This window comes from Streptomyces alfalfae (assembly GCF_004127445.1).
Lineage (GTDB): Bacteria > Actinomycetota > Actinomycetes > Streptomycetales > Streptomycetaceae > Streptomyces > Streptomyces alfalfae.
This window is the reverse complement of sequence record NZ_QEXM01000046.1, coordinates 16,102-41,224: the sequence shown is the minus strand read 5'-3', so window position 1 is coordinate 41,224 and position 25,123 is coordinate 16,102. Positions and strand designations below refer to the sequence as shown.

At 72.4% G+C, this 25,123-nt stretch carries 23 protein-coding genes; 6 read left to right on the top strand and 17 right to left on the bottom strand.

The window, feature by feature from the left end:
* Nucleotides 1-57: 57 nt before the first annotated feature.
* From DCW30_RS28555 to afsQ1, 3 genes are read right to left on the bottom strand one after another with little or no spacing between them, the layout of a single operon-like run.
* Nucleotides 58-660, bottom strand: a complete 603-nt coding sequence (locus DCW30_RS28555) for a hypothetical protein (RefSeq protein WP_076684853.1) — start codon at nt 658-660, stop codon at nt 58-60.
* Nucleotides 657-2,306: an ATP-binding protein gene (locus DCW30_RS28550; protein WP_373569026.1), complete on the bottom strand. Its 1,650-nt coding sequence runs from the start codon at nt 2,304-2,306 to the stop codon at nt 657-659. Before DCW30_RS28550 ends, DCW30_RS28555 begins: the two co-directional genes overlap by 4 nt.
* Nucleotides 2,204-2,881, bottom strand: coding sequence for a two-component system response regulator AfsQ1 (gene afsQ1 / locus DCW30_RS28545; RefSeq protein ID WP_030562528.1), 678 nt, complete (start codon nt 2,879-2,881; stop codon nt 2,204-2,206). Before afsQ1 ends, DCW30_RS28550 begins: the two co-directional genes overlap by 103 nt.
* 216 nt (nt 2,882-3,097) lie before the next feature.
* Between afsQ1 and DCW30_RS28540 the strand changes: the two genes are divergently transcribed.
* Entirely contained in the window at nt 3,098-3,823 is a 726-nt protein-coding gene (locus tag DCW30_RS28540) for a SigE family RNA polymerase sigma factor (protein WP_076684852.1), read from the top strand.
* A gap of 219 nt (nt 3,824-4,042) precedes the next feature.
* Here the strand turns inward: DCW30_RS28540 and DCW30_RS28535 are convergent, their stop codons facing one another.
* Nucleotides 4,043-4,681, bottom strand: coding sequence for a uridine kinase family protein (locus tag DCW30_RS28535; RefSeq protein ID WP_076684851.1), 639 nt, complete (start codon nt 4,679-4,681; stop codon nt 4,043-4,045).
* Between the two features lie 216 nt (nt 4,682-4,897).
* On the opposite strand from DCW30_RS28535, the gene DCW30_RS28530 reads away from it, so the two are divergent.
* The gene (locus tag DCW30_RS28530; protein WP_076684850.1) at nt 4,898-5,311 is read left to right on the top strand and encodes a hypothetical protein; all 414 of its coding nucleotides are present in this window, start codon (nt 4,898-4,900) and stop codon (nt 5,309-5,311) included.
* A 71-nt stretch (nt 5,312-5,382) separates the two neighbouring features.
* Here the strand turns inward: DCW30_RS28530 and DCW30_RS28525 are convergent, their stop codons facing one another.
* From DCW30_RS28525 to deoC, 3 genes are read right to left on the bottom strand one after another with little or no spacing between them, the layout of a single operon-like run.
* A complete protein-coding gene (locus DCW30_RS28525) occupies nt 5,383-6,267 on the bottom strand; it encodes an aldehyde dehydrogenase family protein (RefSeq protein WP_076684849.1) in 885 nt (294 codons plus the stop codon).
* Nucleotides 6,260-7,696 (bottom strand): aldehyde dehydrogenase family protein, encoded by a 1,437-nt coding sequence (locus tag DCW30_RS28520; RefSeq protein ID WP_062782629.1) that lies wholly within the window; start codon nt 7,694-7,696, stop codon nt 6,260-6,262. The genes DCW30_RS28525 and DCW30_RS28520 overlap by 8 nt, the downstream gene beginning before the upstream one ends.
* Nucleotides 7,697-7,701: 5 nt before the next feature.
* Nucleotides 7,702-8,640 (bottom strand): deoxyribose-phosphate aldolase, encoded by a 939-nt coding sequence (gene deoC, locus DCW30_RS28515; protein WP_103557615.1) that lies wholly within the window; start codon nt 8,638-8,640, stop codon nt 7,702-7,704.
* A gap of 1,389 nt (nt 8,641-10,029) precedes the next feature.
* Between deoC and DCW30_RS28510 the strand changes: the two genes are divergently transcribed.
* A complete protein-coding gene (locus DCW30_RS28510) occupies nt 10,030-10,671 on the top strand; it encodes a PH domain-containing protein (RefSeq protein ID WP_076684848.1) in 642 nt (213 codons plus the stop codon).
* Between the two features lie 109 nt (nt 10,672-10,780).
* On the opposite strand, the gene DCW30_RS28505 is transcribed toward DCW30_RS28510, so the two are convergent.
* The 4 genes from DCW30_RS28505 to DCW30_RS28490 all read right to left on the bottom strand — a co-directional run bounded on the left by DCW30_RS28505 (nt 10,781) and on the right by DCW30_RS28490 (nt 16,012).
* The gene (locus DCW30_RS28505; RefSeq protein ID WP_076684847.1) at nt 10,781-11,989 is read right to left on the bottom strand and encodes a hypothetical protein; all 1,209 of its coding nucleotides are present in this window, start codon (nt 11,987-11,989) and stop codon (nt 10,781-10,783) included.
* Between the two features lie 228 nt (nt 11,990-12,217).
* Nucleotides 12,218-13,861, bottom strand: a complete 1,644-nt coding sequence (locus DCW30_RS28500) for a phospho-sugar mutase (protein WP_076684846.1) — start codon at nt 13,859-13,861, stop codon at nt 12,218-12,220.
* Nucleotides 13,862-14,638: 777 nt separating this feature from the next.
* Complete coding sequence (locus tag DCW30_RS28495; protein WP_076684845.1) at nt 14,639-15,463, bottom strand: purine-nucleoside phosphorylase; 825 nt, start codon at nt 15,461-15,463, stop codon at nt 14,639-14,641.
* Nucleotides 15,464-15,574: 111 nt separating this feature from the next.
* Complete coding sequence (locus DCW30_RS28490; protein ID WP_062783610.1) at nt 15,575-16,012, bottom strand: gamma-glutamylcyclotransferase family protein; 438 nt, start codon at nt 16,010-16,012, stop codon at nt 15,575-15,577.
* Between the two features lie 121 nt (nt 16,013-16,133).
* On the opposite strand from DCW30_RS28490, the gene DCW30_RS28485 reads away from it, so the two are divergent.
* Together DCW30_RS28485 and DCW30_RS28480 are read left to right on the top strand one after the other, a co-directional pair.
* On the top strand, nt 16,134-17,582 hold the full coding sequence (locus DCW30_RS28485; protein WP_076684844.1) for an NAD(P)H-quinone dehydrogenase: 1,449 nt from the start codon (nt 16,134-16,136) through the stop codon (nt 17,580-17,582).
* Nucleotides 17,583-17,758: 176 nt separating this feature from the next.
* The gene (locus DCW30_RS28480) at nt 17,759-18,733 is read left to right on the top strand and encodes a DeoR/GlpR family DNA-binding transcription regulator (protein WP_076684843.1); all 975 of its coding nucleotides are present in this window, start codon (nt 17,759-17,761) and stop codon (nt 18,731-18,733) included.
* A 57-nt stretch (nt 18,734-18,790) separates the two neighbouring features.
* Here DCW30_RS28480 and DCW30_RS28475 read toward each other — a convergent pair whose 3' ends face one another.
* Both DCW30_RS28475 and DCW30_RS28470 read right to left on the bottom strand, forming a co-directional pair.
* Nucleotides 18,791-19,405: a TetR/AcrR family transcriptional regulator gene (locus DCW30_RS28475; protein ID WP_076684842.1), complete on the bottom strand. Its 615-nt coding sequence runs from the start codon at nt 19,403-19,405 to the stop codon at nt 18,791-18,793.
* A gap of 485 nt (nt 19,406-19,890) precedes the next feature.
* Nucleotides 19,891-21,666, bottom strand: a complete 1,776-nt coding sequence (locus DCW30_RS28470; RefSeq protein ID WP_062783598.1) for an acetyl/propionyl/methylcrotonyl-CoA carboxylase subunit alpha — start codon at nt 21,664-21,666, stop codon at nt 19,891-19,893.
* Nucleotides 21,667-22,022: 356 nt separating this feature from the next.
* On the opposite strand from DCW30_RS28470, the gene DCW30_RS28465 reads away from it, so the two are divergent.
* The gene (locus tag DCW30_RS28465) at nt 22,023-22,439 is read left to right on the top strand and encodes a hypothetical protein (RefSeq protein ID WP_237283388.1); all 417 of its coding nucleotides are present in this window, start codon (nt 22,023-22,025) and stop codon (nt 22,437-22,439) included.
* Here the strand turns inward: DCW30_RS28465 and DCW30_RS28460 are convergent.
* From DCW30_RS28460 to DCW30_RS28450, 4 genes are all read right to left on the bottom strand, one after another.
* On the bottom strand, nt 22,420-23,025 hold the full coding sequence (locus DCW30_RS28460; RefSeq protein WP_062783592.1) for a nucleoside triphosphate pyrophosphatase: 606 nt from the start codon (nt 23,023-23,025) through the stop codon (nt 22,420-22,422). The genes DCW30_RS28465 and DCW30_RS28460 overlap by 20 nt on opposite strands.
* 23 nt (nt 23,026-23,048) lie before the next feature.
* On the bottom strand, nt 23,049-23,177 hold the full coding sequence (gene mmpB, locus DCW30_RS37970; protein ID WP_257788577.1) for a morphogenic membrane protein MmpB: 129 nt from the start codon (nt 23,175-23,177) through the stop codon (nt 23,049-23,051).
* 86 nt (nt 23,178-23,263) lie between these two features.
* Complete coding sequence (locus tag DCW30_RS28455) at nt 23,264-23,470, bottom strand: acyl-CoA carboxylase subunit epsilon (RefSeq protein ID WP_076684840.1); 207 nt, start codon at nt 23,468-23,470, stop codon at nt 23,264-23,266.
* Between the two features lie 22 nt (nt 23,471-23,492).
* The gene (locus DCW30_RS28450; protein WP_076684839.1) at nt 23,493-25,067 is read right to left on the bottom strand and encodes an acyl-CoA carboxylase subunit beta; all 1,575 of its coding nucleotides are present in this window, start codon (nt 25,065-25,067) and stop codon (nt 23,493-23,495) included.
* Nucleotides 25,068-25,123: the final 56 nt, after the last annotated feature.

Genomic DNA, 25,123 nt, shown 5'->3' with positions numbered 1-25,123 from the left:
CATGGGCGGCAGGATCGGTTCCGCGCCCGTGCGCCTGTTACCCCACGGTCGCTTCCGTTACCGCACCGTCTCAGAAGGCGGCTCCGCCGAGCCCGGCCGCGACCGGACCTCCGGCGCGCACGTGTAGCGCCGCAGCGGATCACCCCCGGGACCGCCCATGATCACCGTCTGGTCCTCGGCCGACGCGGCGCTGTCGGCCAGGGTGCACACGATCTGCGCGAGCGCGAACGCGGAGAGATCCTGCGGCGGCCTGCTCAGGCGCACCGCCTCCTCGGGCTCGCCCCGCGCGGGCCCGGAGACCGTGATCCCGCCGCGTACGTCCGTGGCGAAGCCGGCCTGCTTCTCGCCCTCCGAAGGGGACGCCGCCAGCTCGTCGAGCAGGGCCTGCGCGATCCGCACCCGGTCGGTGGTCGCCTTGCCCTCGTGGACCCGCACGGCACGGTCGACGGTCACGAGCTGCGCCGCGCAGACCAGGAAGACCTGCACGGGGACCTCGCTGCCCGACTGCGAGGCGATGCTGGAGCCCGACATCAGGCACGGCACCCGCGACGGCGCGGGCCCGAAGTCGGTCGGCACCTCCGTGGACCTGATCCCGCATCCGGCGAGCCCGGCGGCCAGGACGGCGGTGACGACCGCGGCGCGTATCCGACGCCCGGTCATGCGGGGCCTCCCTCGGTCTCGGCACGCTCGTCGGCGCTGCCGCCGTCCCGCGGCAGCCGCAGCGTGAAGACCGCGCCGCCCTCCGGACAGTTGGCCGCGGAGATCTCGCCGCCGTGGATGTGCGCGTTCTCCAGGGCGATGGACAGGCCCAGACCGCTGCCCTCGGACCGCGGCCGGGACGCGCTCGCCTTGTAGAAGCGGTCGAAGACGTGCGGCAGGACGTCCTCGGGGATGCCGGGACCGTGATCGCGTACGGCGATGACGAGCTCGGCGTCCTCCAGGCGCACGGAGACGTTCACCGGGGAACCGCCGTGCTTGAGGGCGTTGCCGATCAGGTTGGCGAGGATCACGTCGAGCCTGCGCGGGTCGAGCCGCACGGTGATGCCGCGCTCGGCGTCCAGCTCGACCGCGTCCAGCCAGGCGCGGGCGTCGATGCACGCGGTGATCTGGTCGGCGATGTCCACGTCGTCCAGGACCAGGCGCGCGGTGCCCGCGTCGAAGCGGGTCACCTCCATGAGGTTCTCCACGAGGTCGTTCAGGCGGCGCGTCTCGCTCACCACGAGGCGTACGGCGGGCTCGATCATCGGGTCCACCGAGCCGGTCTCCGCGTCCAGCTCCTCCTCCAGGACCTCGGTCACGGCCGTGATGGCGGTCAGCGGGGTGCGCAGCTCGTGCGACATGTCGGCGACGAAGCGGCGCGAGGCCTCGTCGCGGGCGCTCATGTCGGCGACCTTCTTCTCCAGGTTCTCGGCGGTCCTGTTGAACGTGCGCGACAGGTCCGCGAGTTCATCGGTGCCGGAGACGCGCAGCCGGGTGTCGAGCTTGCCCTCGCCCAGCCTGCGCGCGGCGACCCCGAGGCGGTGCACCGGTTTGAGCACGGTCGTGGCGGCGGCCTGGGCGAGCAGCGCGGAGCCGATCAGGGCCAGCGCGGTGGCGATCGCGAGGGACCAGCCGAGCGAACTGAGGTCCTTGGCCTCCGGTTCGAGGGACTTCAGCATGTAGCCGGTCGGGCCGCCGCCGATCACCTTGGCGCCGCCGACGAGGTACGGGGTGCCGTGCTCGGAGGTCCGCTGCCAGTACAGGTGGTAGGCGCTCTTGTTGCCCGAGGTGACCGGCTGCCGCTTGGTCACCGCCTTCTGCAGCGAGGCGGGGACCTTGGCGAGCGTGAAGGCGTCCAGGTCGGAGTAGCCGACTATCCGGCCGCCGCCCTTCTTCTCGGCGACGAGCAGCACGCTGTAGCGCTGGCTGCTGTTCGCCATCTGCCCGGCCGCGATCTGCAGTTCCTCCTGCGAGGGGCTGGCGGGCAGCGCGCCGGCCCGGGTCTGCATCTGCTGCCGGAAGTCCTTCAGCGCCGCGTCCTGCGCGCGCGTCAGCACGGCCTCGCGGTTGAGCCAGTACGCGATGCCGGACGCGGAGACGGCGGCGGTGAGCGCCACCAGGGCGAACACCAGGACGAGCCGCAGCCGCAGACTCGTGAAGCGCAACCCCGCCAGGAGGGCCTTGCGCGCCGCGGGCAGCCCGCGGAGCTTGTCCTGCGCTTTGGTCACTGAGGCGTGTCCAGCCGGTATCCGACCCCGCGCACCGTACGGATCAGGGTGGGCGACGACGGCACGTCCTCGACCTTGGCGCGCAGCCGCTGCACGCACGCGTCGACGAGCCGGGAGTCACCGAGGTAGTCGTGCTCCCAGACCAGGCGCAGCAACTGCTGCCGCGACAGCGCCTGCCCGGGCCTGCGGCTCAGTTCGAGGAGGAGCCGCAGCTCGGTGGGGGTGAGCTGGAGGTCCTCGCCGTTCTTCGTCACGGTCATCGCGGCGCGGTCGATGACCAGCGAACCGAACGTCGCCGCGTCGTTCGCCTCGCGCTCGCCGCGCCGCAGCACGGCCCGGATCCGGGCGTCGAGGACACGGCCCTGCACGGGTTTGACCACGTAGTCGTCGGCGCCGGACTCCAGGCCCACGACCACGTCGATGTCGTCACTGCGCGCGGTGAGCAGGATGATCGGCAACTGGTCGGTGCGCCGGATGCGACGGCACACCTCGAACCCGTCGATGCCCGGCAGCATCACATCCAGCACGATCAGGTCCGGCCGCTGCTCGCTGAGCAGCTTCAGGCCGTCCTCGCCGGTGGCAGCAGTGGCCACCCGGTGTCCCTGGCGCGTCAGCGAAAGCTCCAGGGCCGTCCGGATGGCGTCGTCGTCCTCGATCAGCAACAGGGAAGGCACGAACGTCATTCTGTCCCATGGCAGGGCTCCAGTACGACTGCTGGAGCGCTCCCTCACCTCACCCTCACGCACGGAAGGGGCGCCGGACCCCTGTGACAGGCCTGTGACAGTCGGCGGACACCGTCATGAAGTCGGTCCGGCAATCTTTTGGTCAGACGGAACGAGCACCACAGCACAGACCGAACGAACCGGACTCCACCCGACGGGGGGCGCGAGATGAGTACGCTGCACAGCACCAGGTCAAGCGCAGTTGTCACGCGTCTCCACGACGTCGGCCGGAGCTCTGAGAAGTCCGGTGCCGTGAGCGGGCGGGGGTGCGCTCGCGGCACCGGGCGTCAGCACACCGCGTACATGACGGTGGTTGACGCACCGCACGGGGGAACCGCGTACGGAGAGGCCTCGGGGGAGCGGAAGACCTTGTCGGAGGCGGAGTTCACCGCCTACGTCCAGGAACGCCGCGCCTCTCTGTACGCCACCGCCTACCACCTGACCGGTGACCGGTACGAGGCCGAGGACCTGCTGCAGAGCGCCCTCTTCTCCACGTACCGGGCCTGGGACCGGATCAGCGACAAGGCCGCGGTCGGGGGCTACCTCCGCCGCACCATGACGAACCTGCACATCAGCGCGTGGCGCCGCCGCAAGCTGAACGAGTACCCGACCGAGGAACTGCCGGAGACGGTGGGCGACACGGACGCGATGCGCGGCACCGAGCTGCGCGCCGTGCTGTGGCAGGCCCTGGCCCGGCTGCCCGAACTCCAGCGCACGATGCTGGTCCTCCGGTACTACGAGGGCCGCACCGACCCGGAGATCGCGGACATCCTCGACATCAGCGTGGGCACGGTGAAGTCCAGCATCTGGCGGTCGCTCCGCCGGCTGCGCGAGGACGAGGTCCTCAGCTTCGGCCGTGACCAGGAGGAGTCCTTCGGCGAGTTGGTCGCCTGAAGGATCGGGGGGAGACACGGGGGAAGCACGGGGGCCGCCGCTCCGGGGGGACGCGGCGGAGCACGGGGGAACAACGGGGATCACGGGGGAGAGAAGCAGCGGGACCGGAAGGCCGGGGGGTCTTTCCGGTCCTTCTGCCTTTCCGGGCGCGTTTTCCGCACGAGTTCCCGGGCGCGTTCCCGGGCGCGGAACGAGCGGGCGGGGGCGCGCCGCGCCGGTTCACGCCACGTCGGCTCGGGCCGTGTCCCGCCGTCCCGCCGCCGCGACGGCGACCCGCCCCCACGCCTCGTCGGCCCCGCAGGGATACGCCCCGAGGGCGGCCTGCCGTGCGACGATCTCGCGCTCGGCGCGCATGAGCCGCCAGCCCCTGCGCAGCAGGAACGCCACGGACTTGCGGCCCTCCCGCAGATCACGGAGCAGCCGCCGGCGGAACGTGGTCGAGGGCCGCCCCCGCAGACAGATCGCGTCGGCGAGCACGCCGATCTCCCGGCACCGCTCCACGATGTCCGCCGCGAAGATGCCCTCGGCGATGAACAGCGGCGAGCGCCCGATGTCCAGCGACTCCCGGCCGGTGCGCGAGCTGGTCGCGATGGAGTACACCGGCACCTTCGTGTGCCCCGTACGGCACAGCTCCTCGATGGCGGCGAGCGCCACGTCCGCGTCCCACGAGGCGGGGGAGTCCCAGTCGATGTCCGGGCTGCCGGGCACCTGCGGCAGCGTCGGGTCGTCGCCCTCCTTGTAGAAGTCGTCGAGGCAGAGCACGGGGAGCCCGGAGCGGGCGGCGAAGACGGACTTGCCCGAGCCCGAGGGGCCGCAGAGCAGCACGACGCGCGTGGGTATCGGGGGATGGGAGCCCAATGCACTGACCCTTTTCAGATGTTGGTTCGACTCGGCGTGGTCGGAAGTCATTATCAACGGCGCGCCGAAGCCTGCCCATACCGGCCGTGAACGGACCGCGGAGGGGCGTGCGAACGCGCGTCCGGGCCGCGGGTCGCCTGTGGCGCCGCGCGGGCGGCGTCAACTACGGTACGTGCTCGCGCGCTTACTCATCTCACCTGGATATGGGCGGTACTCATGGCACGACATGCGGCACACACGTCACCCGGGTCCGGCGTCCGCGCACTGCTGCGCGCGGGACTGACGCTCACCGCGGCCGGCGCCGCGCTCGGCGTGGGCGCCACGGCCGCCGGCGCCGCGGAGCCCGTCCCCGCGCCGCACGCGGCCGCCGCGCCGGAGGACGCCACGGCTCTCGGGGGTCTGACGGACGCGGCGCTCAGTGTGACGAGGAGCGGCGTCGGCCCCGCCAAGTCGCTGCAGCTGGACCCGCTGGCGAACACCGGCATCGACCCGCTCGACAACTCCCTCGGCACGCAGGTCGCGGACTTCCGGCCGGTCAGCACGGCAGCCGTCACCGACCCGGTCACCCGGGGCGGCTCCCTGGACGACCTGCCGGTGGTGGGCGCCGCGGCGGGGCTGCTGCCCGGCTAGCGGCGGCGGACATGGCGGAGCCCCGGTCTCCTGGACGGCGGAGGCCGGGGCTCCGGTGTGCGGAGAAGCGGCTAGTAGGCCGAGCCCGACGCGCCCAGCGAACCCGTGGGGTGCCAGACCGTCTTGGTCTCCAGGAAGGCCGTCAGGCGGTGCGTGCCCGGGTCGGCCGAGAAGTCCACAGCCTGTGGACGCAGCACGCGCTTGAGGTTGTCGGCCGCGGCGACCTCAAGCTCGCGCGCCAGGCCGGCGTCCGCGCCCGTCAGGTCGATCGCGTTGACGTCCTGGTGGGCGGCGAGCGGGGCCGCGATCTCGGCGGTCTTCCCGGTGAGGATGTTCACCACGCCGCCGGGCACGTCGGAGGTCGCGAGGACCTCGCCCAGCGAGAGGGCGGGCAGCGGGAACCTCTCCGAGGCGATCACCACGGCCGTGTTGCCCGTCGCGATCACCGGGGCGAGCACCGAGACCAGGCCCAGGAACGACGACTCCTGGGGCGCGACGACCGTGACGACGCCCGTCGGCTCCGGCGTCGACAGGTTGAAGAACGGGCCCGCGACCGGGTTCGCCCCGCCCATCACCTGGGCGATCTTGTCGGTCCAGCCCGCGTACCAGACCCAGCGGTCGATCGCCGCGTCGACCTGCGCGGCGGCCTCGGACTTGGAGATGCCCTCCGCGTCCCTGACCTCCCGCACGAACTGGTCCTTGCGGCCCTCCAGCATCTCCGCGACGCGGTAGAGGACCTGGCCGCGGTTGTACGCGGTCGCGCCCGACCAGCCGCCGAACGCCTTGCGGGCGGCGACGACCGCGTCACGGGCGTCCTTGCGGGAGGCGAGGGGGGCGTTCGCGAGCCACCTGCCCTTTGAGTCGTTCACCTCGTACACCCGGCCGCTCTCGGAGCGGGGGAACTTGCCCCCGACGTACAGCTTGTAGGTCTTCAGAACCGTGAGTCGGTCAGACATCGAGGTACGCCTCCAGCCCGTGCCGGCCGCCCTCGCGGCCGAAGCCCGACTCCTTGTAGCCGCCGAACGGCGACGTCGGGTCGAACTTGTTGAAAGTGTTGGCCCAGACGACGCCCGCCCGGAGCTTGTTCGCGACCGCGAGGATGCGCGAACCCTTCTCCGTCCAGATGCCGGCGGAGAGGCCGTACTGCGTGTTGTTGGCCTTGGCGACCGCCTCGTCCGGGGTGCGGAAGGACAGGACGGACAGCACCGGGCCGAAGATCTCGTCGCGGGCGATGGTGTGCGCCTGCGTGACGTTGGTGAAGAGGGTCGGCGCGAACCAGTAGCCGTTCTCCGGCAGCTCGCACGGGGCCGACCAGCGCTCGGCGCCCTCCGCCTCGCCGGTGTCGGCGAGCGCGGTGATGCGGGCGAGCTGCTCGGCGGAGTTGATGGCGCCGATGTCGGTGTTCTTGTCCAGCGGGTCGCCGAGGCGCAGGGTGGACAGACGCCGCTTGAGCGAGTCGAGCAGCTCCTCCTGGATCGACTCCTGCACGAGGAGACGCGACCCGGCGCAGCAGACCTGGCCCTGGTTGAAGAAGATGCCGGTGACGATGCCCTCGACGGCCTGGTCGATGGGGGCGTCGTCGAAGACGATGTTCGCGCCCTTGCCGCCCAGTTCGAGCGTGACCTTCTTGTCCGTGCCCGCGACCTGGCGGGCGATGGCCTTGCCGACGGCGGTGGAGCCGGTGAAGGCGACCTTGTCCACGTCGGGGTGGGCGGTCAGGGCCGCGCCCGCGTCGCCGTACCCGGGCAGGATGTTGACGACGCCGTTGGGCAGGCCCGCCTGGCGGCAGATGTCCGCGAAGAACAGCGCGGACAGCGGAGTCGTCTCGGCGGGCTTCAGGACGACCGTGTTGCCGGTCGCGAGCGCCGGGGCGATCTTCCAGGCCAGCATCAGGAGCGGGAAGTTCCAGGGGATGACCTGGCCCGCGACGCCCAGCGGCGCGGGGTTCTTCCCGTACCCGGCGTGGTCGAGCTTGTCGGCCCAGCCCGCGTAGTAGAAGAAGTGCGCGGCGACCAGCGGGAGGTCGGCGTCGCGGGTCTCCTTGATGGGCTTGCCGTTGTCCAGCGTCTCCAGGACGGCCAGCTCGCGGCTGCGCTCCTGGATGATGCGGGCGATCCGGAAGAGGTACTTGGCGCGCTCGGCGCCCGGCAGCGCCGACCAGGTCTCGAACGCCTTGCGGGCGGCCCGCACCGCGCGGTCGACATCGGCCTCGCCGGCCTGCGCGACCTCGGAGAGGACCTCTTCCGTGGCGGGGGAGACCGTCTTGAAGACCTTGCCGTCGGCGGCCTCGGTGAACTCGCCGTCGATGAACAGGCCGTAGCTCGGCGCGATGTCGACGACCGAGCGGGACTCGGGCGCCGGGGCGTACTCGAAGGGGGAAGTCATCTGGATCAGTCCACCGTCACGTAGTCGGGGCCGGAGTAGCGGCCGGTGGCCAGCTTCTGGCGCTGCATCAGCAGGTCGTTGAGGAGCGACGAGGCGCCGAAGCGGAACCAGTGGCTGTCCAGCCAGTCGGGCCCCGCCGTCTCGTTGACGAGTACGAGGAACTTCACCGCGTCCTTGGTCGAACGGATGCCGCCGGCGGGCTTCACGCCGATCTGCACACCGGTCTGCGCGCGGAAGTCGCGGACGGCCTCCAGCATGAGCAGGGTGTTGGCCGGGGTGGCGTTGACGCCGACCTTGCCGGTCGAGGTCTTGATGAAGTCGGCGCCCGCGATCATGCCGATCCAGCTCGCGCGCCTGATGTTGTCGTACGTCGAGAGCTCGCCGGTCTCGAAGATGACCTTCAGGCGGGCGGTGCCGCAGGCCTCCTTCACGGCGCGGATCTGCTCGAACACCGTCATGTAGTCGCCGGCGAGGAACGCGCCCCGGTCGATGACCATGTCGATCTCGTCGGCGCCAGCGGCGACGGCCTCGCGCACGTCGCCCAGCTTCACGTCGATGGCGGCGCGGCCCGCGGGGAAGGCGGTCGCCACGGAGGCGACCTTCACGCCGCTGTCCCCGACGGCCGCCTTGGCGGTGGCGACCATGTCCGGATAGACGCAGACGGCGGCGGTGCGCGGCGTGCCGCGGTCCGTGGGGTCGGGGTTGACGGCCTTCGCGCCGAGCGCCCGGACCTTGCCGGGGGTGTCGGCGCCCTCAAGGGTCGTCAGGTCGATCATCGAGATGGCCAGGTCGATGGCGTACGCCTTGGCCGTGGTCTTGATCGAACGGGTTCCGAGCGAGGCGGCACGCGCCTCCAGGCCGACCGCGTCGACGCCGGGCAGCCCGTGGAGGAAGCGGCGGAGCGTGCTGTCGGACGCGGTCACGTCAGCGAATGCAGTGGGCATGGTCACGAGCTGAGCATATCTACGCGCGTAGCGGCTGTACAGGGGCGGCTGTCCTCGCGGCAGCCCCCGCCGCGGCCCGGCCTCCAGCCTCGCGGCGGTCGCCGCGGGGTGCCCCGGGTCTCCTTCCTCGCGCCGGCTTGGGGTGCCCTGCGGACGGCCTCGGGGTGGCTGCGGGTGGCCTCGCGGTGCTCTGCGGTGTCCTTGCGGTGCCTGCGGGTGGCCTCGCGGTGCTCTGCGGTGTCCTCTCGGTGTTGGCGGTACCCCGCGTGTGCCCTCGCGGTGGTCGCCGCCGGTTACCCCGGGTCCACCCTGCCCCGGCGCTCCGCACCGGATCTCTCCCACCCACCCGCCCGTTACTCCGGGCTTCGAGGGGATGGGGGGACCCCAGGGGACGGAGGACTCCGGGGGATGGGGGACCCCAAGGGTATGGGACCCCAAGGGATAGAGGGCCCCCAGGGGGTGGAGGGTTCCGAGGGATGGGGATCCAGGGGGTTGGGGGACTCCGAGGGGTGGGGGTGCCAGGGGGATGTGGCCCCGAGGAAGAGGGGCCCAGGGGGGACGGAGGACTCCGGGGGCCCACGGGTATGGGGCCCAAGGGGATGGGGGACCCCGAGGGATGGCTCCCCGAGGGAGAATGAATGGGACCCGGCACGGGACAGGAACCGGCCGACGGCCCGCAGACGCGATCCGACCGAAGGGGACGTGTCGGTATGTCCGCCCGGAGCACAGTACGCACGACTCCGGAGACCCGAAGCGACCCGACGGCCACGCAGGCGATAGCGAGGACGGACATACCGGCGCGGCCCCGCCCCACCCACGGACCGCAGACACAGCGACCACAACCGGCCGAGACCCGCCAGCGCGGTCCCGGCCCGCACGCGGACCGCAGGCGCAGCGGCCACGACCACCCGAGACCCGCCAGCGTGGTCCCGCCACACACAGGGACCGCAGGCGCGGCAGTGGCCATGACCGGCCGAGACTCGTCAGTGTGTCCCCGGCCCGCACGCGGACCGCAGGCGCAGCGGCCACGACCACCCGAGACCCGCCAGCGCAGCCCCGCCCCTCGCACGGACCGCAGCCGCAGCGGCCATGACCGGCCGAGGCGCGCCAGCGTGTCCCCGGCCTGCACGCGGACCGCAGCCACAGCGACCACGACCGGCCGAGACTCGCCAGCGCGGTCCTGCTCCGCACACGGGCCGCAGGCGCAGCAGTAGCCGCGATCGGCCGAGACCCTCAGCGTGGCCTCGCCACACGCACGGGCCGCCGACGCAGCGGCCACGACCGGCCGAGACTCGCCCCGCGCACGGGCCCTGGCGGCCGGGACCGGTCGATATCACCCCACAGTCACCCACCACGGCCCCCACCCCCGACGTCAGGCAGAATCGGGGTATGAGCGACCCTCAGAACCCCGTGGCGGAGCCCGCATACAAGGACCGCACCTTCCGGTCCCCCGCCGGCATCGCGGGCGGCGTCCTGCTGCTCGCCCTGGGCGCCTGGCTCGGCGTCGACGCCGTCATCCGCGGCGAGGGCCGCACCCCGTGGCTCGCGCTCGCCGGGCTGCTCCTGGCGGTCCCGCTGGTCGTGGCGTTCACCGTGCGCCCCGCCGTGTACGCCAACGACGACCGGCTCCGCGTCCGCAACCCCTTCCGCACCGTCACGCTGCCCTGGGCGTCCATCGCGACGCTCCGCTCCGGCTACTCCAACGAGGCGCTCACCACGTCCGGCGCCAAGTACCAGCTCTGGGCCATCCCCGTCTCCCTCCGCGGCCGCAAGAAGGCCGCCCGCAGGCAGTCGCAGGCCGCGGCGGCGGGCGACCCGGTGACGGGCGGACGGCCCTTCCTCGACCCCACGGCCGCCCGGCCCACCCGCTCCGACGGCGACCAGGCCATGGACGAGCTCCGCGAGCTGGCCGAGCGGCAGGCCGACGCCGAGACGGCGCAGGGCGAGCCCACGGTCCGCTGGGCCTACGAGATCGTCGCGCCGAGCGTGATCGGAGCGGTCCTGCTCGCGGTCCTGCTCGCGGTCACCTGATCCCCCCGTCACCTGATCCCCCCGTCGCCTGATCCCCCCGTCACCTGATCCCACCCGGGACGGCGGGCACCTGCGGCGGGCACCTACGGCGGACGCCTGCGGCGGACGCCTACGGCGGCCCGTGCCACCCCAGCAGCATGTGCCCGCCGAACGCGGCCGACACGAGCGCCGCCGCGCCCAGCAACGTCACCAGCACGTGCGTCCTGGCGCGGGCCAGGGCCACGGCGACCGGCAGCAGCAGCGGGAAACCGGGGAGCAGGAAGCGGGCCCGGGGGAAGTAGACGCCGCTGCTGCCCAGCACGATCGCGAGCAGCAGGCCGCTGAAGACGAGCAGCGGCAGCGGCTGCCGGTCGCCCGCCGACAGGACGAAGAGCACGACCGAGCCGAGCAGTACCGCCGTCACCATCGCCACGAACAGCGCCGGCCGCTCGGTGAGGAACACGTCCCGCATCCGCCGCAGCGTCGCGACACCGCCGTCCCACTCGTTGCGCCACAGCTTCTGCACGGCGAAGTAGCCGTCCCAGCGGCCGAGCCGCAGGCCCACCCAGGCGACGTACGAGAGCCAGCCGAGGGGTGCGACGACAGCGCCGAGCAGCGGCCGTGCGGCGAAGGACCGCCGCAGGGCGAGCAGGGCCGTCAGGGACACCGCCGCGGCCACCGCGACGCCCGTGGGGCGCGTGAGGCCCGCCAGGGCCGCCAGGGAGCCCGCCCACAGCCACCGCCCACTGAGCACCGCGTACAGCGACCAGGCGCAGAGCGCCGTGAACAGGGACTCGGTGTAGCCCATCCACTGCACCAGGGCCACCGGCAGGCTGCCCCAGAGCACGGCGAGGACGACCCCGGCCGTGCGGCCGTACAGCCGGTCGCCGACCGCGAAGATCCCCCACGCCGCGAGCAGCGAGGCGGCCAGCGAGACCGAGAGGCCCGCCGCGCCGCGCGGCAGCCAGGGCAGAAGGGCGTCGCCCGCCCTGACGAGGAGGGGGTAGAGCGGGAAGAAGGCGAGGTTGTTGCCGTCGATGCGGGTGCCCAGCTCATGGGCGTAGCCGTCGCTCGCGATCCGCAGGTACCAGTCGCAGTCCCAGGATTCCATGAGCAGATGCCGCACCCCGCGGTGCTCGCGGTGTGCCCACACGGTGAACACCAGCAGGCCGAGGCCGCGTACCGCCGCGTAGCCGGCGAGGGCGGGCCAGGCCCGGCGCAGGGCGCGGGCCGCGCGCCACGCCGTGCCGCGCGGTGCGTGGCCGGTCTCCTGCGGGCTCCTCGACGCGGGGACGCGTGACGGGGCGGCGGTCGAGGGCTCGAAGAATCCGTACGGCACAGCGGCGGCTCCCGGAACGTGAAAGTGCGCTACCGGTCCTCCCTTCCTGGGGGACCGGCAGCGCACCGGGGCACTGCGTCAGTTGCTTCGGCGGAATCACCCGGAGGGGTGGTCCGCCGGTGCGGCCGGGCTTCGGCCCGGCTGAGCCGGGTGGGGCTGGGCTGACCGGGTGGAGCTGAGCTGAGTCCGGTGGGCCGGGCTCAGCTGCGCCTCTGCACAGCCGTGCCCTCAGATGCCCGCCGCCGCCGAGAGGTCGCGCTTGATGGCCGTCAGGAGGTCCGTCGCCCGTGCGCGGGCCGTCGGCAGGGCGGACTTCTCCGCCACCGGGACGACCACCTCCAGGTAGCACTTGAGCTTCGGCTCGGTGCCGCTCGGGCGGACGATGACGCGGGCTCCGTCGAGGGTGTAGCGCAGGCCGTCCGTGGGCGGCAGCGTCTCCGTGCCGCGCGTCAGGTCCTCCGCCTTCGTCACGGGCAGTCCCGCGAGCTCCGTCGGCGGCTGCTCGCGCAGGCGGCGCATGGCGTCCGTGATCAGCGACAGGTCCTCCACGCGGACCGACAGCTGGTCGGTGGCGTGCAGGCCGTGCTCCACGGCGATGTCGTCGAGCAGGTCGAGGAACGTGCGGCCCTCTTCCTTCAGCTCGGACGCCAGCTCCGTGAGCAGGAGCGCGGCCGTGATGCCGTCCTTGTCGCGTACGCCGTCGGGGTCCACGCAGTAGCCGAGCGCCTCTTCGTAGCCGTAGCGCAGGCCCTCGACGCGGGCGATCCACTTGAAGCCGGTCAGCGTCTCCTCGTACGGGAGGTCCGCCTTCGCCGCGATCCTGCCCAGGAGCGAGGAGGAGACGATCGACTCGGCGAACGTGCCGCGTGCGCCGCGCTTCACCAGGTGCGCGGCGAGGAGCGCCCCCACCTCGTCGCCGCGCAGCATCCGCCACTCGTCGCCGTCCTTGACGGCCGCCGCGCAGCGGTCCGCGTCCGGGTCGTTGGCGATGACCAGGTCGGGGGCGGGCGTCGTACGAGCCGCCGTCGCGAAGGCCAGGTCCATCGCGCCCGGCTCCTCCGGGTTCGGGAACGCGACCGTCGGGAAGTCCGGGTCCGGCTCGGCCTGCTCGGCCACGAGCACCGGGGCGGGGAAGCCGGCGCGGGCGAACGCCGCGAGGAGGGTTTCCTTGCCGACGCCGTGCATCGCCGTGTAGACGGCGCGGGCGGTGCGGGGGGACTTCGGGGACAGGACCGCGTCCGTGCGGGCCAGGTAGGCGTCCAAGACGTCGTCGGTGAGCGTCTCCCAGCCGGTCTCCGGGCGCGGGACGTCGTTCAGGCTGCGGATCGCGTCGATCTCCGCGGCGATCTCCGCGTCGGCGGGCGGGACGATCTGGGAGCCGTCGCCCAGGTAGACCTTGTAGCCGTTGTCGCGCGGGGGGTTGTGGCTGGCCGTCACCTCTACGCCTGCCGCCGCGCCGAGATGGCGTATGGCGAAGGCGAGTACGGGGGTGGGGAGGGGGCGGGGGAGTACGGCCGCCCTCAGACCGGCGCCCGTCATCACGGCGGCGGTGTCGCGGGCGAAGTCGGCGGACTTGTGGCGGGCGTCGTAGCCCACGACGACCAGGGCGTCGGTCTGGCCCTTGGCCTTGAGGTAGGCGGCCAGGCCGGCGGCGGCGCGGATGACGACGGAGCGGTTCATCCGCATGGGGCCAGCGCCGAGTTCGCCTCGGAGGCCCGCTGTGCCGAACTGGAGGGTGCCGGTGAAGCGTGCGGTCAGCTCTTCGGTGTCCTCGGCGTCGATGAGCTTGGCCAGCTCGTCGCGGGTCTCGGGGTCCGGGTCCTCGGCCAGCCAGGCCTGGGCCCGCGCGATGAGGTTGGAGGTGTCCTGCACGTCTCGTCAGCCTTTCGTTGCGGCTTCGCTGTCTGTCGGGGGGGCGGTGCGCCTTGGGTCCGCTTATGGGGCGGTGGAGCTTGGCCGGTCGGTCGCTGCGTCTGCGGGCCGTGGGTGGGGCGGGGCCGTCCTGGCGGGCCTCGGCCGTTGCGCCGCCGGCCCGCGCGTGTGGCGGGGCCGTGCCGGTGGGTCTCGGGTGGTCGTGGTCGCTGTGTCTGCGGTCCGTGTGTGTGGCGGGGCCGTGCTGGCGGGTCTCGGCCGGTTGTGGTCGCTGTGTCTGCGGTCCGTGGGTGGGGCGGGGCCGCGCCGGTATGTCCGTCCTCGCTATCGCCTGCGTGGCCGTCGGGTCGCTTCGGGTCTCCGGAGTCGTGCGTACTGTGCTCCGGGCGGACATACCGACACGTCCCCTTCGGTCGGATCGCGTCTGCGGGCCGTCGGCCGGTTCCTGTCCCGTGCCGGGTCCCATTCATTCTCCCTCGGGGGACCCCATCCCTCGGGGACCCCATCCCCCGGAGTCCCCCATCCCTCGGGGTTCTCCGTCCCCCTGGGGTTCTCCGTCCCCTGGGGTCCCCCCATCCCCTGGGGTCCCCCCATCCCCTGGGCCCCCATCCCTGGGGTCCCCCCATCCCCCCGAAGCCTCGGAGCAACGGGCGGGTGGGTGGGAGGGATCCGGCGCGGAGCGCCGGGGTTGGGCAGATGGGGGACCCCGTAGTGCACAGGAACCGGGACGGGCGGCCTTGGTGGGGCGGAGGCCGGGACGGCCGGCCCCGGGTGGGGTCAGATGCGGGTGAGGACCTGGCCGAGGAGTTCGCCCATGCGCGTGGCGCTGTCGCGGCCCGCCTGGAGCACCTCCTCGTGGTTGAGGGGCTCCCCCGTCATGCCCGCGGCGAGGTTCGTGACCAGGGAGATGCCCAGCACCTCCGCCCCGGCCTCGCGCGCGGCGATCGCCTCCAGGACGGTGGACATGCCGACCAGGTCCGCACCGATCGTGCGGGCCATGCGGATCTCCGCCGGAGTCTCGTAGTGCGGGCCGGGGAACTGCGCGTAGACACCCTCCTCCAGGGACGGGTCGATCTCCTTGCACAGCGTCCGCAGCCGCGGCGAGTACAGATCGGTCAGGTCCACGAAGTTCGCCCCGACGATCGGCGACGTCGCCGTGAGGTTGAGGTGGTCGCTGATCAGCACCGGCTGGCCGGGCCGCATGCCCTCGCGCAGGCCGCCGCAGCCGTTGGTCAGGACGACCGTCTTGCAGCCCGCGGCCACCGCGGTGCGCACGCCGTGCGAGACGGCGGCCACGCCGCGGCCCTCGTAGTAGTGGGTGCGGCCCAGGAAGACCAGCGCCCGCTTCTCACCGATCTTGATGGAGCGGATGCGGCCACCGTGGCCCTCGACCGCCGGCGGCGGGAAGCCGGGCAGCTCGGTGACGGGGAACTCCGCCTCCGGCTCGCCCAGCGCGCCGACGGCCGGCGCCCAGCCGGAGCCCATCACGAGGGCGACGTCGTGGGTCTCTGCGCCCGTCAGCTCGCGCAGGCGCGCGGCGGCGGCGTCGGCGGCGGCGTAGGGGTCGCCCTGGATGCTGTCCGGAATAACTGAAGCGTTCACGCGGACGAGAGTAGCCGCTCTCGCCCTACGCGCGTAGATGACGATGCTCACGGGATTCCGATTGTTGTGTTGTCGTTTCCGACGAGGGGCCCGGAGCGGGTCCGGCGGGGCCTAGCAGGGCCTCTTGCGCAGCTCCATCACGTAGTCGTGCGGCGCGCCCGCCGACTCCGCGGCGTCCGCCAGCTCCCCGAGGTACCGCGCGGAGGGGAGCCCGCCCTCGTAGCCGTTGAGCACGTACACCCAGGCGGGTTCCTCCGCCTCCAGGGTGTGGACCCGTACGCGCATCCGGCGGTAGATGTCCAGGCCCACGCCCTCCCAGCGGTCCATGGACTCCTCGTCCATGGGCGCGATGTCGTAGAGCGTGACGAAGACCTGCGAGCGGGGCGCCTCCACGATCGTGGCGAGGGCGCCCTCCCACCCCATGTGCTCCCCGCCGAAGGTGAGCCGCCAGCCGTTCAGCCAGCCGGTCGCGCGCAGCGGTGAGTGCGGGGCGCGGCGTGACATGAGCCGCGGATCCAGATTGCCGGCGTACGCGGCGTAGAGCGACATGAGGACGAGGGTACGGCAGCAATCACGTACGTCCCTCCTGTGACGGGAGGAGCGCCCGTACGAGGGGCGCCGCACCGACGACGGGGCCCCGGCGCGTGCGCACCTTGAAGCGTGCGGGACAATGGAGTACGTGACTCGGATCGTGATCATTGGCGGCGGACCCGGCGGATACGAGGCGGCCCTGGTGGCCGCCCAGCTCGGCGCGGAGGTGACCGTCGTCGACTGCGACGGTCTGGGCGGGGCGTCGGTGCTCACCGACTGCGTGCCGTCGAAGACCCTGATCGCGACGGCCGAGGTGATGACCACCTTCGATTCGTCGTACGAAGAGCTGGGGATCATCGTCGCGGACGACACCCCGCACATCGACAGCCCCGCCCGGGTCGTCGGCGTGGACCTGGGGAAGGTCAACCGCCGTGTGAAGCGGCTCGCGCTCGCCCAGTCCCACGACATCACCGCCTCCGTCACCCGGGCCGGCGCGCGCGTGCTGCGCGGTCGCGGGCGGCTGGAGGGCCAGCAGGAGTCCGACGGGTCCCGCAAGGTCGTCGTGCGCGCCGCCGACGGCACCGAGGAGACCCTCGTCGCCGACGCCGTGCTGATCGCGACCGGCGGCCACCCGCGCGAGGTCCCCGACGCCCAGCCCGACGGCGAGCGCATCCTGAACTGGACCCAGGTCTACGACCTCGACGAGCTGCCCGAGGAGCTCATCGTCGTCGGTTCGGGTGTGACGGGCGCCGAGTTCGCCGGCGCCTACCAGGCCCTCGGGTCGAACGTCACCCTCGTGTCGAGCCGTGACCGGGTGCTGCCCGGGGAGGACCCCGACGCCGCCGCCGTCCTGGAGGACGTCTTCCGGCGGCGCGGGATGAACGTGATGTCACGGTCGCGCGCCGCCTCCGCCAAGCGGGTCGGCGACCGGGTCGAGGTCACGCTCGCCGACGGGCGCGTCATCTCCGGCACGCACTGCCTGATGGCCGTGGGCGCCATCCCGAACAGCAGCGGCATGGGTCTGGAGGAGGCCGGGGTCCGGCTCAAGGACTCGGGGCACATCTGGACCGACAAGGTCTCCCGCACGTCCGCTCCCGGTGTGTACGCCGCCGGTGACGTGACCGGCATCTTCGCGCTCGCCTCCGTCGCCGCCATGCAGGGGCGCATCGCGATGTACCACTTCCTGGGCGACGCGGTGCAGCCGCTGGACCTGAAGACCGTGTCGTCGAACGTCTTCACCGACCCCGAGATCGCGACCGTCGGCTACAGCCAGGCCGACGTCGACGCGGGCAAGATCGACGCCCGCGTCGTCAAACTTCCGCTGCTGCGCAATCCGCGCGCGAAGATGCAGGGCATCCGCGACGGATTCGTCAAGATCTTCTGCCGTCCCGGCACGGGCATCGTGGTCGGCGGCGTCGTGGTCGCCCCGCGTGCTTCGGAACTGATCCATCCCATCTCGATCGCGGTCGACAACAATCTCACCGTCGAGCAGATCGCGAACGCGTTCACGGTGTACCCGTCGCTTTCGGGGTCGATCGCCGAGGTGGCGCGGCAACTCCACACGCGGAAGACGGCCGGCGACAGCTGATCGAGACGGCGGCTGGAATCAACTCGCCGCAGGTCACGCAGTGTTGTCGCCCAGTCGGGCGGCATAGGCACGGGGAGTGGGCAGCTATACCACCTTCCACCCTGCCGTGCGAACAACTTCTGTAATTCGGCGCATACTGCTGAAAGCAGACGGTCGTTGGGGTTACTGTCAGTTTCGTGTTCGCTGCAGAACGTCGCCAATTGATCCTCGAAATGGTGCGGGCCAACGGAGCGGTATCGCTCCGTGAGCTCGCCCGCGTCGTCCAGACCTCCGAAGTGACCGTACGGCGGGACGTGCGCGCGCTGGAGGCAGAAGGACTCCTCGACCGCCGACATGGCGGTGCGGTATTGCCGGGCGGATTCACGCGGGAGTCCGGCTTTCCGCAGAAATCACATCTCGCGACCGCCGAGAAGACGGCCATCGCCGATCTCGCGGCGGGTCTCGTCGAAGAGGGCGAGGCCATCGTCGTCGGGGCCGGTACGACCACGCAGGAGCTGGCCCGACGGCTCGCGCGGGTCCCGGGTCTGACCGTGGTCACCAACTCCCTGCTGGTGGCCCAGGCGCTGGCCCATGCCAACCGGGTCGAAGTCGTCATGACCGGCGGCACCCTGCGCGGCTCGAACTACGCGCTCGTGGGCAGTGGGGCCGAGCAGTCACTCCAGGGGCTGCGCGTCTCCCGGGCGTTCCTCTCCGGCAGTGGTCTGACCGCCGAGCGCGGCCTCTCCACGTCCAACATGCTCTCCGCGAGCGTGGACCGCGCGCTGGTGCAGGCGGCGGCCGAGGTCGTCGTCCTCGCCGACCACACCAAGCTCGGCGCCGACACGATGTTCCAGACCGTGCCGACGGACGTGATCACGCGTCTGGTCACGGACGAACCGCCCGCGCACGACGACCGCGCGGGCACGGAACTGCAGGCCCTGGCCGACCAGGGCGTGCAGATCGCGGTCACGGGCGGCGCCGCCGGCCCTGATGAGGCCGCGCCCGGTGCCGACTCCCTCCCGGCGGGGCGCCAGCCGCGCAGGGACGTGCCCCTGCCGGGTCAGCGGCGCAACCACGGGGCGGGGTCGGGCCAGCAGTTGCGCAGCGCGCTCCTCGGGGAGCAGCCGCCGGGGGAGCGGGCCGCGCGCGTCGCGGACATGCGCCGCCGCTGAGCGGAACGGCACGCGCGCCGCCGAGCGGCGCGTACGCTCCCAGGCCCGCTTACGCTCCTAGGCCGTCGCCCGGTCCTCGGCGCGCAGGCCGCGCAGGGTCAGGGTGAGCAGGCGGTCGGCCAACTCCGGGTCGTCCGGGGTCTCCTCGGCCGCCAGCGAGATCGCGTTGGTCAGCTGGAGCAGGTCGGAGATGGAGACGTCGGGCCGTACGGACCCCGCCTCCTGCGCGCGGGCGAGCAGCGCCGCGCCCGCCTCGCGCATGGGCCTGCTGCACCGGGCCAGCGCCGAGGTGTCGTCGTGCGACGCCGCCATGAGGGCGCTGGACAGGCCGCGGTACTCACCCGCGTGGGTGACGATGGCGCGCAGCCACGTCACCAGCGCCGAGCAGGGGTGCGGGTCGTCGAGCAGGGCGTGCGAGCGGGCCAGGAGGTCGCATACGGCGTCCTCCCAGACCGCGCTCATCAGCGCGTGGCGGTTGGGGAAGTGCCGGTAGAGCGTGCCGATGCCGACGCCCGCGCGGCGCGCCACGTCCTCCAGGGACGTGCCGGTGCCGTGCTCGGCGAACGCGGCCCTCGCCTCACCGAGCAGCCGGTCGTAGTTCCGGCGCGCGTCGGCCCGCTGCGCTCTGGCCTGGGGGCCCGTGCCGGCCTGGGGGCCCATGGCTGTCGTCATTCCCCGCACCTCCGGTCGCTCTTCGCGTAATCCAGAATGCCACTGCTCGCGGGGCGCGGTTGCGGTGGCCTCGCTCTCGGGGCCCTGGCTCGGGCTGTCACCGGCTTCGCCGTGTTCGTCCTCAAGCGCCGGACGGGCTGGGTTTCCCCGCGGAGGTCGTGTGTGGGGGGCGGGTCTCGTTCTCGGGGTCCTGGCTCGGGCTGTCGTCGGTTTTGCTGTGTTGGTCCTCGGGCGCCGGGCGGGTTGGGATTGCCAACGGGGGCCGGGTGGGGAGCGGGCGTCGTTCTCGGGCCCTGGCTCGGGCTGTCGCCGGCTTCGCCGTGTTGGTCCTCGGGTGCCGGGCGGGGCTGGGGTTCGCCCGCCGAGGCCGGGTCGGGAACGTGCGCCGGGGCGGGGCGGAAAACCGTTCGCGGCGCCGCGCGGCAACGCGCCCCGGCGCCCGGCTGGAGGTCAGCTCGGGGTCGGGGCGCGTTCTTGGGGCGCTGTCAGTCCTTGATCTCGCAGATCACCGCGCCGGAGGTGAGGCTCGCGCCGACCTCCGCGGTGAGGCCCTTGATCGTGCCCGAGCGGTGGGCGTTCAGGGGCTGCTCCATCTTCATGGCCTCGAGGACGACGACCAGGTCGCCCTCGTTGACCTCCTGGCCCTCCTCGACCGCGATCTTCACGATCGTGCCCTGCATGGGCGAGGCGAGGGTGTCGCCGGAGGCTGCGGGGCCGGACTTCTTGGCCGCGCGGCGCTTCGGGCGGGCGCCGCCCGCCGCCGCGGTGCGCGCGATCGTCATGCCGAGCGAGGACGGGAGGGAGACCTCCAGGCGCTTGCCGCCGACCTCGACGACCACCGTCTCGCGGCCCGGCTCCTCGTCGGACTCGGCGTCCGCCGCGGGCGCGGTGAACGCCGGGATCTCGTTGACGAACTCGGTCTCGATCCACCGGGTGTGGACCGTGAACGGGTCGCTGGAGCCGGTCAGTTCCGGCGCGAACGCCGGGTCCTTGACGACCGCGCGGTGGAAGGGGATGGCCGTGGCCATGCCCTCGACGGTGAACTCGGCGAGGGCGCGGGCGGCGCGCTGCAGCGCCTGCTCGCGGGTCGCGCCGGTCACGATCAGCTTGGCCAGGAGGGAGTCCCAGGCCGGGCCGATGACCGAGCCGGACTCGACGCCCGCGTCCAGGCGGACGCCGGGGCCCGAGGGCGGCGCGAAGGCGGTGACGGTGCCGGGCGCGGGCAGGAAGTTGCGGCCCGGGTCCTCGCCGTTGATGCGGAACTCGAAGGAGTGACCGCGCATCGGCGGGTCGTCGTAGCCCAGTTCCTCGCCGTCGGCGATGCGGAACATCTCGCGGACCAGGTCGATGCCGGTGACCTCCTCGGTGACCGGGTGCTCCACCTGGAGACGGGTGTTGACCTCGAGGAAGGAGATCGTGCCGTCGACGCCGACGAGGAACTCCACGGTGCCCGCGCCGACATAGCCGGCCTCGCGCAGGATCGCCTTGGAGGCGGCGTAGAGCTGCTCGTTCTGCTCGGGCGTCAGGAACGGTGCGGGCGCCTCCTCGACGAGCTTCTGGTGGCGGCGCTGGAGCGAGCAGTCACGGGTGGAGACGACCACGACGTTGCCGTGCTTGTCGGCGAGGCACTGGGTCTCGACGTGCCGCGGCTTGTCGAGGTAGCGCTCCACGAAGCACTCGCCGCGGCCGAAGGCCGCCACGGCCTCGCGCACCGCGGAGTCGTACAGCTCGGGGACCTCTTCGAGGGTGCGGGCGACCTTGAGGCCGCGGCCGCCGCCGCCGAAGGCGGCCTTGATCGCGATCGGCAGGCCGTTCTCCTCGGCGAAGGCGACGACCTCGTCGGCTCCGGAGACCGGGTCCGGGGTGCCCGCGACGAGCGGGGCGCCGGCGCGCTGCGCGATGTGCCGCGCGGCGACCTTGTCGCCCAGGTCGCGGATGGCCTGCGGGGGCGGGCCGATCCAGTTCAGGCCCGCGTCGATGACGGCCTGCGCGAAGTCGGCGTTCTCCGAAAGGAAGCCGTAGCCGGGGTGGATCGCGTCCGCCCCCGCGTCCTTGGCCGCGGCCAGCACCTTGGAGATGTCCAGGTAGCTGGTGGCCGGAGTGTCACCGCCCAGCGCGAACGCCTCATCGGCCGCCCGGACGTGCAGAGCGTCCCGGTCCGGGTCTGCGTATACGGCTACGCTCGCGATCCCTGCGTCCCGGCATGCCCGAGCAACGCGGACAGCGATTTCGCCACGGTTGGCGATGAGCACCTTGCGCACGATGGCTCCCTCCTTGAAACAAGCCGAGTTTAGGGACTGTGGACACGGCTCTACGACCCGTCCCCAAGGGTGAGCTTGCCCACACGGAGTGTGATGCGCCGCTCGCTCGGTCCGCGAAAACCCTTGTCCTACCACGGTAGCCAGGGTTCCTTGGCGGAAGCGTAGCCCGCGGGTGTGGTCAAGGTCTCTGTGAACGAGTGCTGCGGCGGAGGGGCTTTCTTTGTGGAGTCCCTACCAATGGCCCAATGATTCTTTGCCCTTGGCGCGGCTCTTGTCCCGCTGTTTACCAGTGAGTAGCGTGCGCGATGGATCGGACGTACCAGCGGTAACAGCAGAGTGGAAGTGGGTGGGGCGCCGTGGCGCGCAGACCGGTGGCCTGGTTGGGCGCGATCGTCCTCCTCGTGGAGGCGGTCGGCGTCGCGCTGCTGAACTGGTTCCTCGGCATGGTCGTCGACAAGCAGGAGATGTCCCTCGCGGGACTCGATCCGCACGCGATGACCGTGTCGACGTGGATCGCCGGCGCCGTCTTCGGCTGCTACCTCGCGCTCTGCGCGTTCGCCCTGGCCCGCGCCGCCGCCCGCGACCGCGCGCCGGGCCGCTTCGGGCGGCTGCTGCTCATCACCTGCGCCGTCGTGCACGGGGTGCTCGGCGCGTTCTGCGTGGGCCTGGTCGGCTGGCCCGCGTTCGCCTTCATGATGGTCGTGCTCGGCCTGATCGTGCTGCCGCTCGTGGCCTACGACAGGGCCGGCCGGGCTACGCCCACAACTGCGTGACGCTGACGCCGAGTCGGCCGAGCAGGCGGCGCAGCAGCGGCAGCGAGAGGCCGATGACGTTGCCGTGGTCGCCCTCGATGCCGTCGATGAACGGGGCGGAGCGGCCGTCCAGGGTGAACGCGCCCGCCACGTGCAGCGGTTCGCCGCTCGCCACGTACGCGGCGATCTCCTCGTCGGAGGGCTCGCCGAAGCGGACGACGGTCGACGCCGTCGCCGACGCGTAGGTCCCCGCGGCCGTGTCGCGGACGCAGTGGCCCGTCTGCAGGACGCCCGCGCGTCCGCGCATGGCCTTCCAGCGGGCGGTCGCCTCCTCGGCGTCGGCGGGCTTGCCGAGGGCCTGCCCGTCCAGTTCGAGGACGGAGTCGCAGCCGATGACCAGGGCGCCCCTGGCCTCGGGCCGCGCGGCGACCACGGACGCCTTGGCCTCGGCGAGTGCGAGGGCGAGCTCGGCGGGGGTCGGCGCGGTCACCTTGTCCTCGTCGAAGCCGCTGACGATGACCTCGGGGGCGAAGCCCGCCTGCCGCAGCAGGCCGAGGCGCGCGGGCGACTGCGAGGCGAGGACGAGACGGCGGGGCTGATCACTCATGCCGTCAGCGTACGGCTTCCGGCTCAGCGGATGCCGAGCACGAACATCGCCACCACCATGGCGAGGGCGAGGACGCAGCCCGCACGGCGCATCTTCGCCTGCATGTCCCGCATGTCCTGGGGCGGGTCGTTCTCCGGGTCGGACCACAGCATGACGTCGATGGTGCGCCCCGGCTCGGCCGGGGCGCCTGAGTACGCGTACTCAGGTTCCCGGCCGGCCCGCTCACAGGATCACCGGGCTACGAGGGCCAGTAGGTGCGGCTCCACGCGGTGGGTCCCGGCGCCGGGAGCCGGTCCCTGGCGACGCGCGCCGGGTCGGCCCAGGAGTCGGGCGGCACGGGCGCGCCGGACGGCCGGTCCGCCACCGCCGCGGCGCGTGCCTGGACCACCGCCAGGGCGGCGGCCAGCTCCTCTGGGGTCGGGTTGCCCCGAACGACCTTGATCACGAGGGCTCCTCGGGTTCGCGGCTTACAGGGGGATGTTGCCGTGCTTCTTCGGAGGCAGGGATTCCCGCTTCGTGCGCAGCTGACGCAGACCGCGCACGAGGTGCGAGCGGGTCTCCGACGGCATGACCACGGCGTCGATGTAGCCGCGCTCGGCCGCGGTGTAGGGGTTGAGGAGGGCGTCCTCGTACTCCTGGATGAGCCGCGCCCGCGTGGCCTCCTCGTCGTCGGCCGCGGCGATGGTGCGGCGGTGCAGGACGTTGACCGCCCCCTGCGCGCCCATGACGGCGATCTGCGCCGTCGGCCAGGCGAGGTTCAGGTCGGCGCCCAGGTGCTTGGAGCCCATCACGTCGTACGCGCCGCCGAAGGCCTTGCGGGTGATGATCGTGATGAGCGGGACGGTGGCCTCGGCGTAGGCGAAGATCAGCTTCGCGCCGCGGCGGATGATGCCCGTGTGCTCCTGCTCGACGCCCGGCAGGAAGCCGGGGACGTCCACGAAGGTGACGACCGGCACGTTGAACGCGTCGCAGGTGCGCACGAAGCGCGCGGCCTTCTCCGATGCGTCGATGTCCAGGCAGCCGGCGAACTGCATCGGCTGGTTGGCGACGATGCCCACCGGGTGGCCCTCCACGCGGCCGAAGCCGGTGAGGATGTTCGGCGCGAACAGCGGCTGCGTCTCGAAGAACTCCGCGTCGTCGAGGACGTGCTCGATGACCGTGTGCATGTCGTACGGCTGGTTCGCGCTGTCCGGGATCAGCGTGTCCAGGGCCCGGTCCTCGTCGGTGAGGGCGAGGTCGGCCTCCTCGGGGAACGCGGGCGGCTCGCTGAGGTTGTTCGACGGCAGGTAGGACAGCAGAGACTTCACGTACTCGATGGCGTCCTTCTCGTCGCCCGCCATGTGGTGCGCCACGCCCGACGTCGCGTTGTGGGTGCGGGCGCCGCCCAGCTCCTCGAAGCCGACGTCCTCACCGGTGACCGTCTTGATCACGTCGGGCCCGGTGATGAACATGTGCGAGGTCTGGTCGACCATGACCGTGAAGTCGGTGATCGCGGGGGAGTAGACCGCGCCACCCGCGCACGGGCCGACGACCAGGCTGATCTGCGGGATCACGCCGGAGGCGTGGGTGTTGCGGCGGAAGATCTCGCCGTACATGCCGAGGGCCATGACGCCCTCCTGGATGCGGGCGCCGCCGGAGTCGTTGATGCCGATGACCGGGCAACCGGTCTTCAGGGCGAAGTCCATGACCTTGACGATCTTCTGCCCGAACACCTCGCCGAGCGCGCCGCCGAAGACGGTGAAGTCCTGCGAGAACACCGCCACGGGACGGCCGTCGACGGTGCCGTAACCGGTCACGACGCCGTCGCCGTAGGGCCGGTTCCGCTCCAGGCCGAACTGGGTCGAGCGGTGCTGGGCGAACTCGTCGAACTCGACGAAGGAGCCCTCGTCGAGCAGCAGCCCGACCCGCTCACGCGCCGTCAGCTTCCCCTTGGCGTGCTGCTTCTCGACCGCGCGGGCCGACCCCGCGTGCGTCGCCTCCTCGATGCGGCGCTGCAGGTCCGCGAGCTTGCCGGCGGTCGTGTGGATGTCGATCTCGGACATAGGGATGCGGCTCCCTGCCTGCTCAAAGGTGCGTATGGCGGCTTACGGCTGGCTAC

Excerpts from the sequence above, each read along its gene's own strand:
- DCW30_RS28555 (WP_076684853.1), bottom strand. The coding sequence starts at position 660 with ATGACCGGGCGTCGGATACGCGCCGCGGTCGTCACCGCCGTCCTGGCC.
- DCW30_RS28540 (WP_076684852.1), top strand. The coding sequence starts at position 3,098 with ATGAGTACGCTGCACAGCACCAGGTCAAGCGCAGTTGTCACGCGTCTC.
- DCW30_RS28530 (WP_076684850.1), top strand. The coding sequence starts at position 4,898 with ATGGCACGACATGCGGCACACACGTCACCCGGGTCCGGCGTCCGCGCA.
- DCW30_RS28525 (WP_076684849.1), bottom strand. The coding sequence starts at position 6,267 with ATGTCTGACCGACTCACGGTTCTGAAGACCTACAAGCTGTACGTCGGG.
- DCW30_RS28520 (WP_062782629.1), bottom strand. The coding sequence starts at position 7,696 with ATGACTTCCCCCTTCGAGTACGCCCCGGCGCCCGAGTCCCGCTCGGTC.
- deoC (WP_103557615.1), bottom strand. The coding sequence starts at position 8,640 with ATGCCCACTGCATTCGCTGACGTGACCGCGTCCGACAGCACGCTCCGC.
- DCW30_RS28510 (WP_076684848.1), top strand. The coding sequence starts at position 10,030 with ATGAGCGACCCTCAGAACCCCGTGGCGGAGCCCGCATACAAGGACCGC.
- DCW30_RS28490 (WP_062783610.1), bottom strand. The coding sequence starts at position 16,012 with ATGTCGCTCTACGCCGCGTACGCCGGCAATCTGGATCCGCGGCTCATG.
- DCW30_RS28485 (WP_076684844.1), top strand. The coding sequence starts at position 16,134 with ATGGAGTACGTGACTCGGATCGTGATCATTGGCGGCGGACCCGGCGGA.
- DCW30_RS28475 (WP_076684842.1), bottom strand. The coding sequence starts at position 19,405 with ATGACGACAGCCATGGGCCCCCAGGCCGGCACGGGCCCCCAGGCCAGA.
- DCW30_RS28460 (WP_062783592.1), bottom strand. The coding sequence starts at position 23,025 with ATGAGTGATCAGCCCCGCCGTCTCGTCCTCGCCTCGCAGTCGCCCGCG.
- mmpB (WP_257788577.1), bottom strand. The coding sequence starts at position 23,177 with ATGCTGTGGTCCGACCCGGAGAACGACCCGCCCCAGGACATGCGGGAC.
- DCW30_RS28450 (WP_076684839.1), bottom strand. The coding sequence starts at position 25,067 with ATGTCCGAGATCGACATCCACACGACCGCCGGCAAGCTCGCGGACCTG.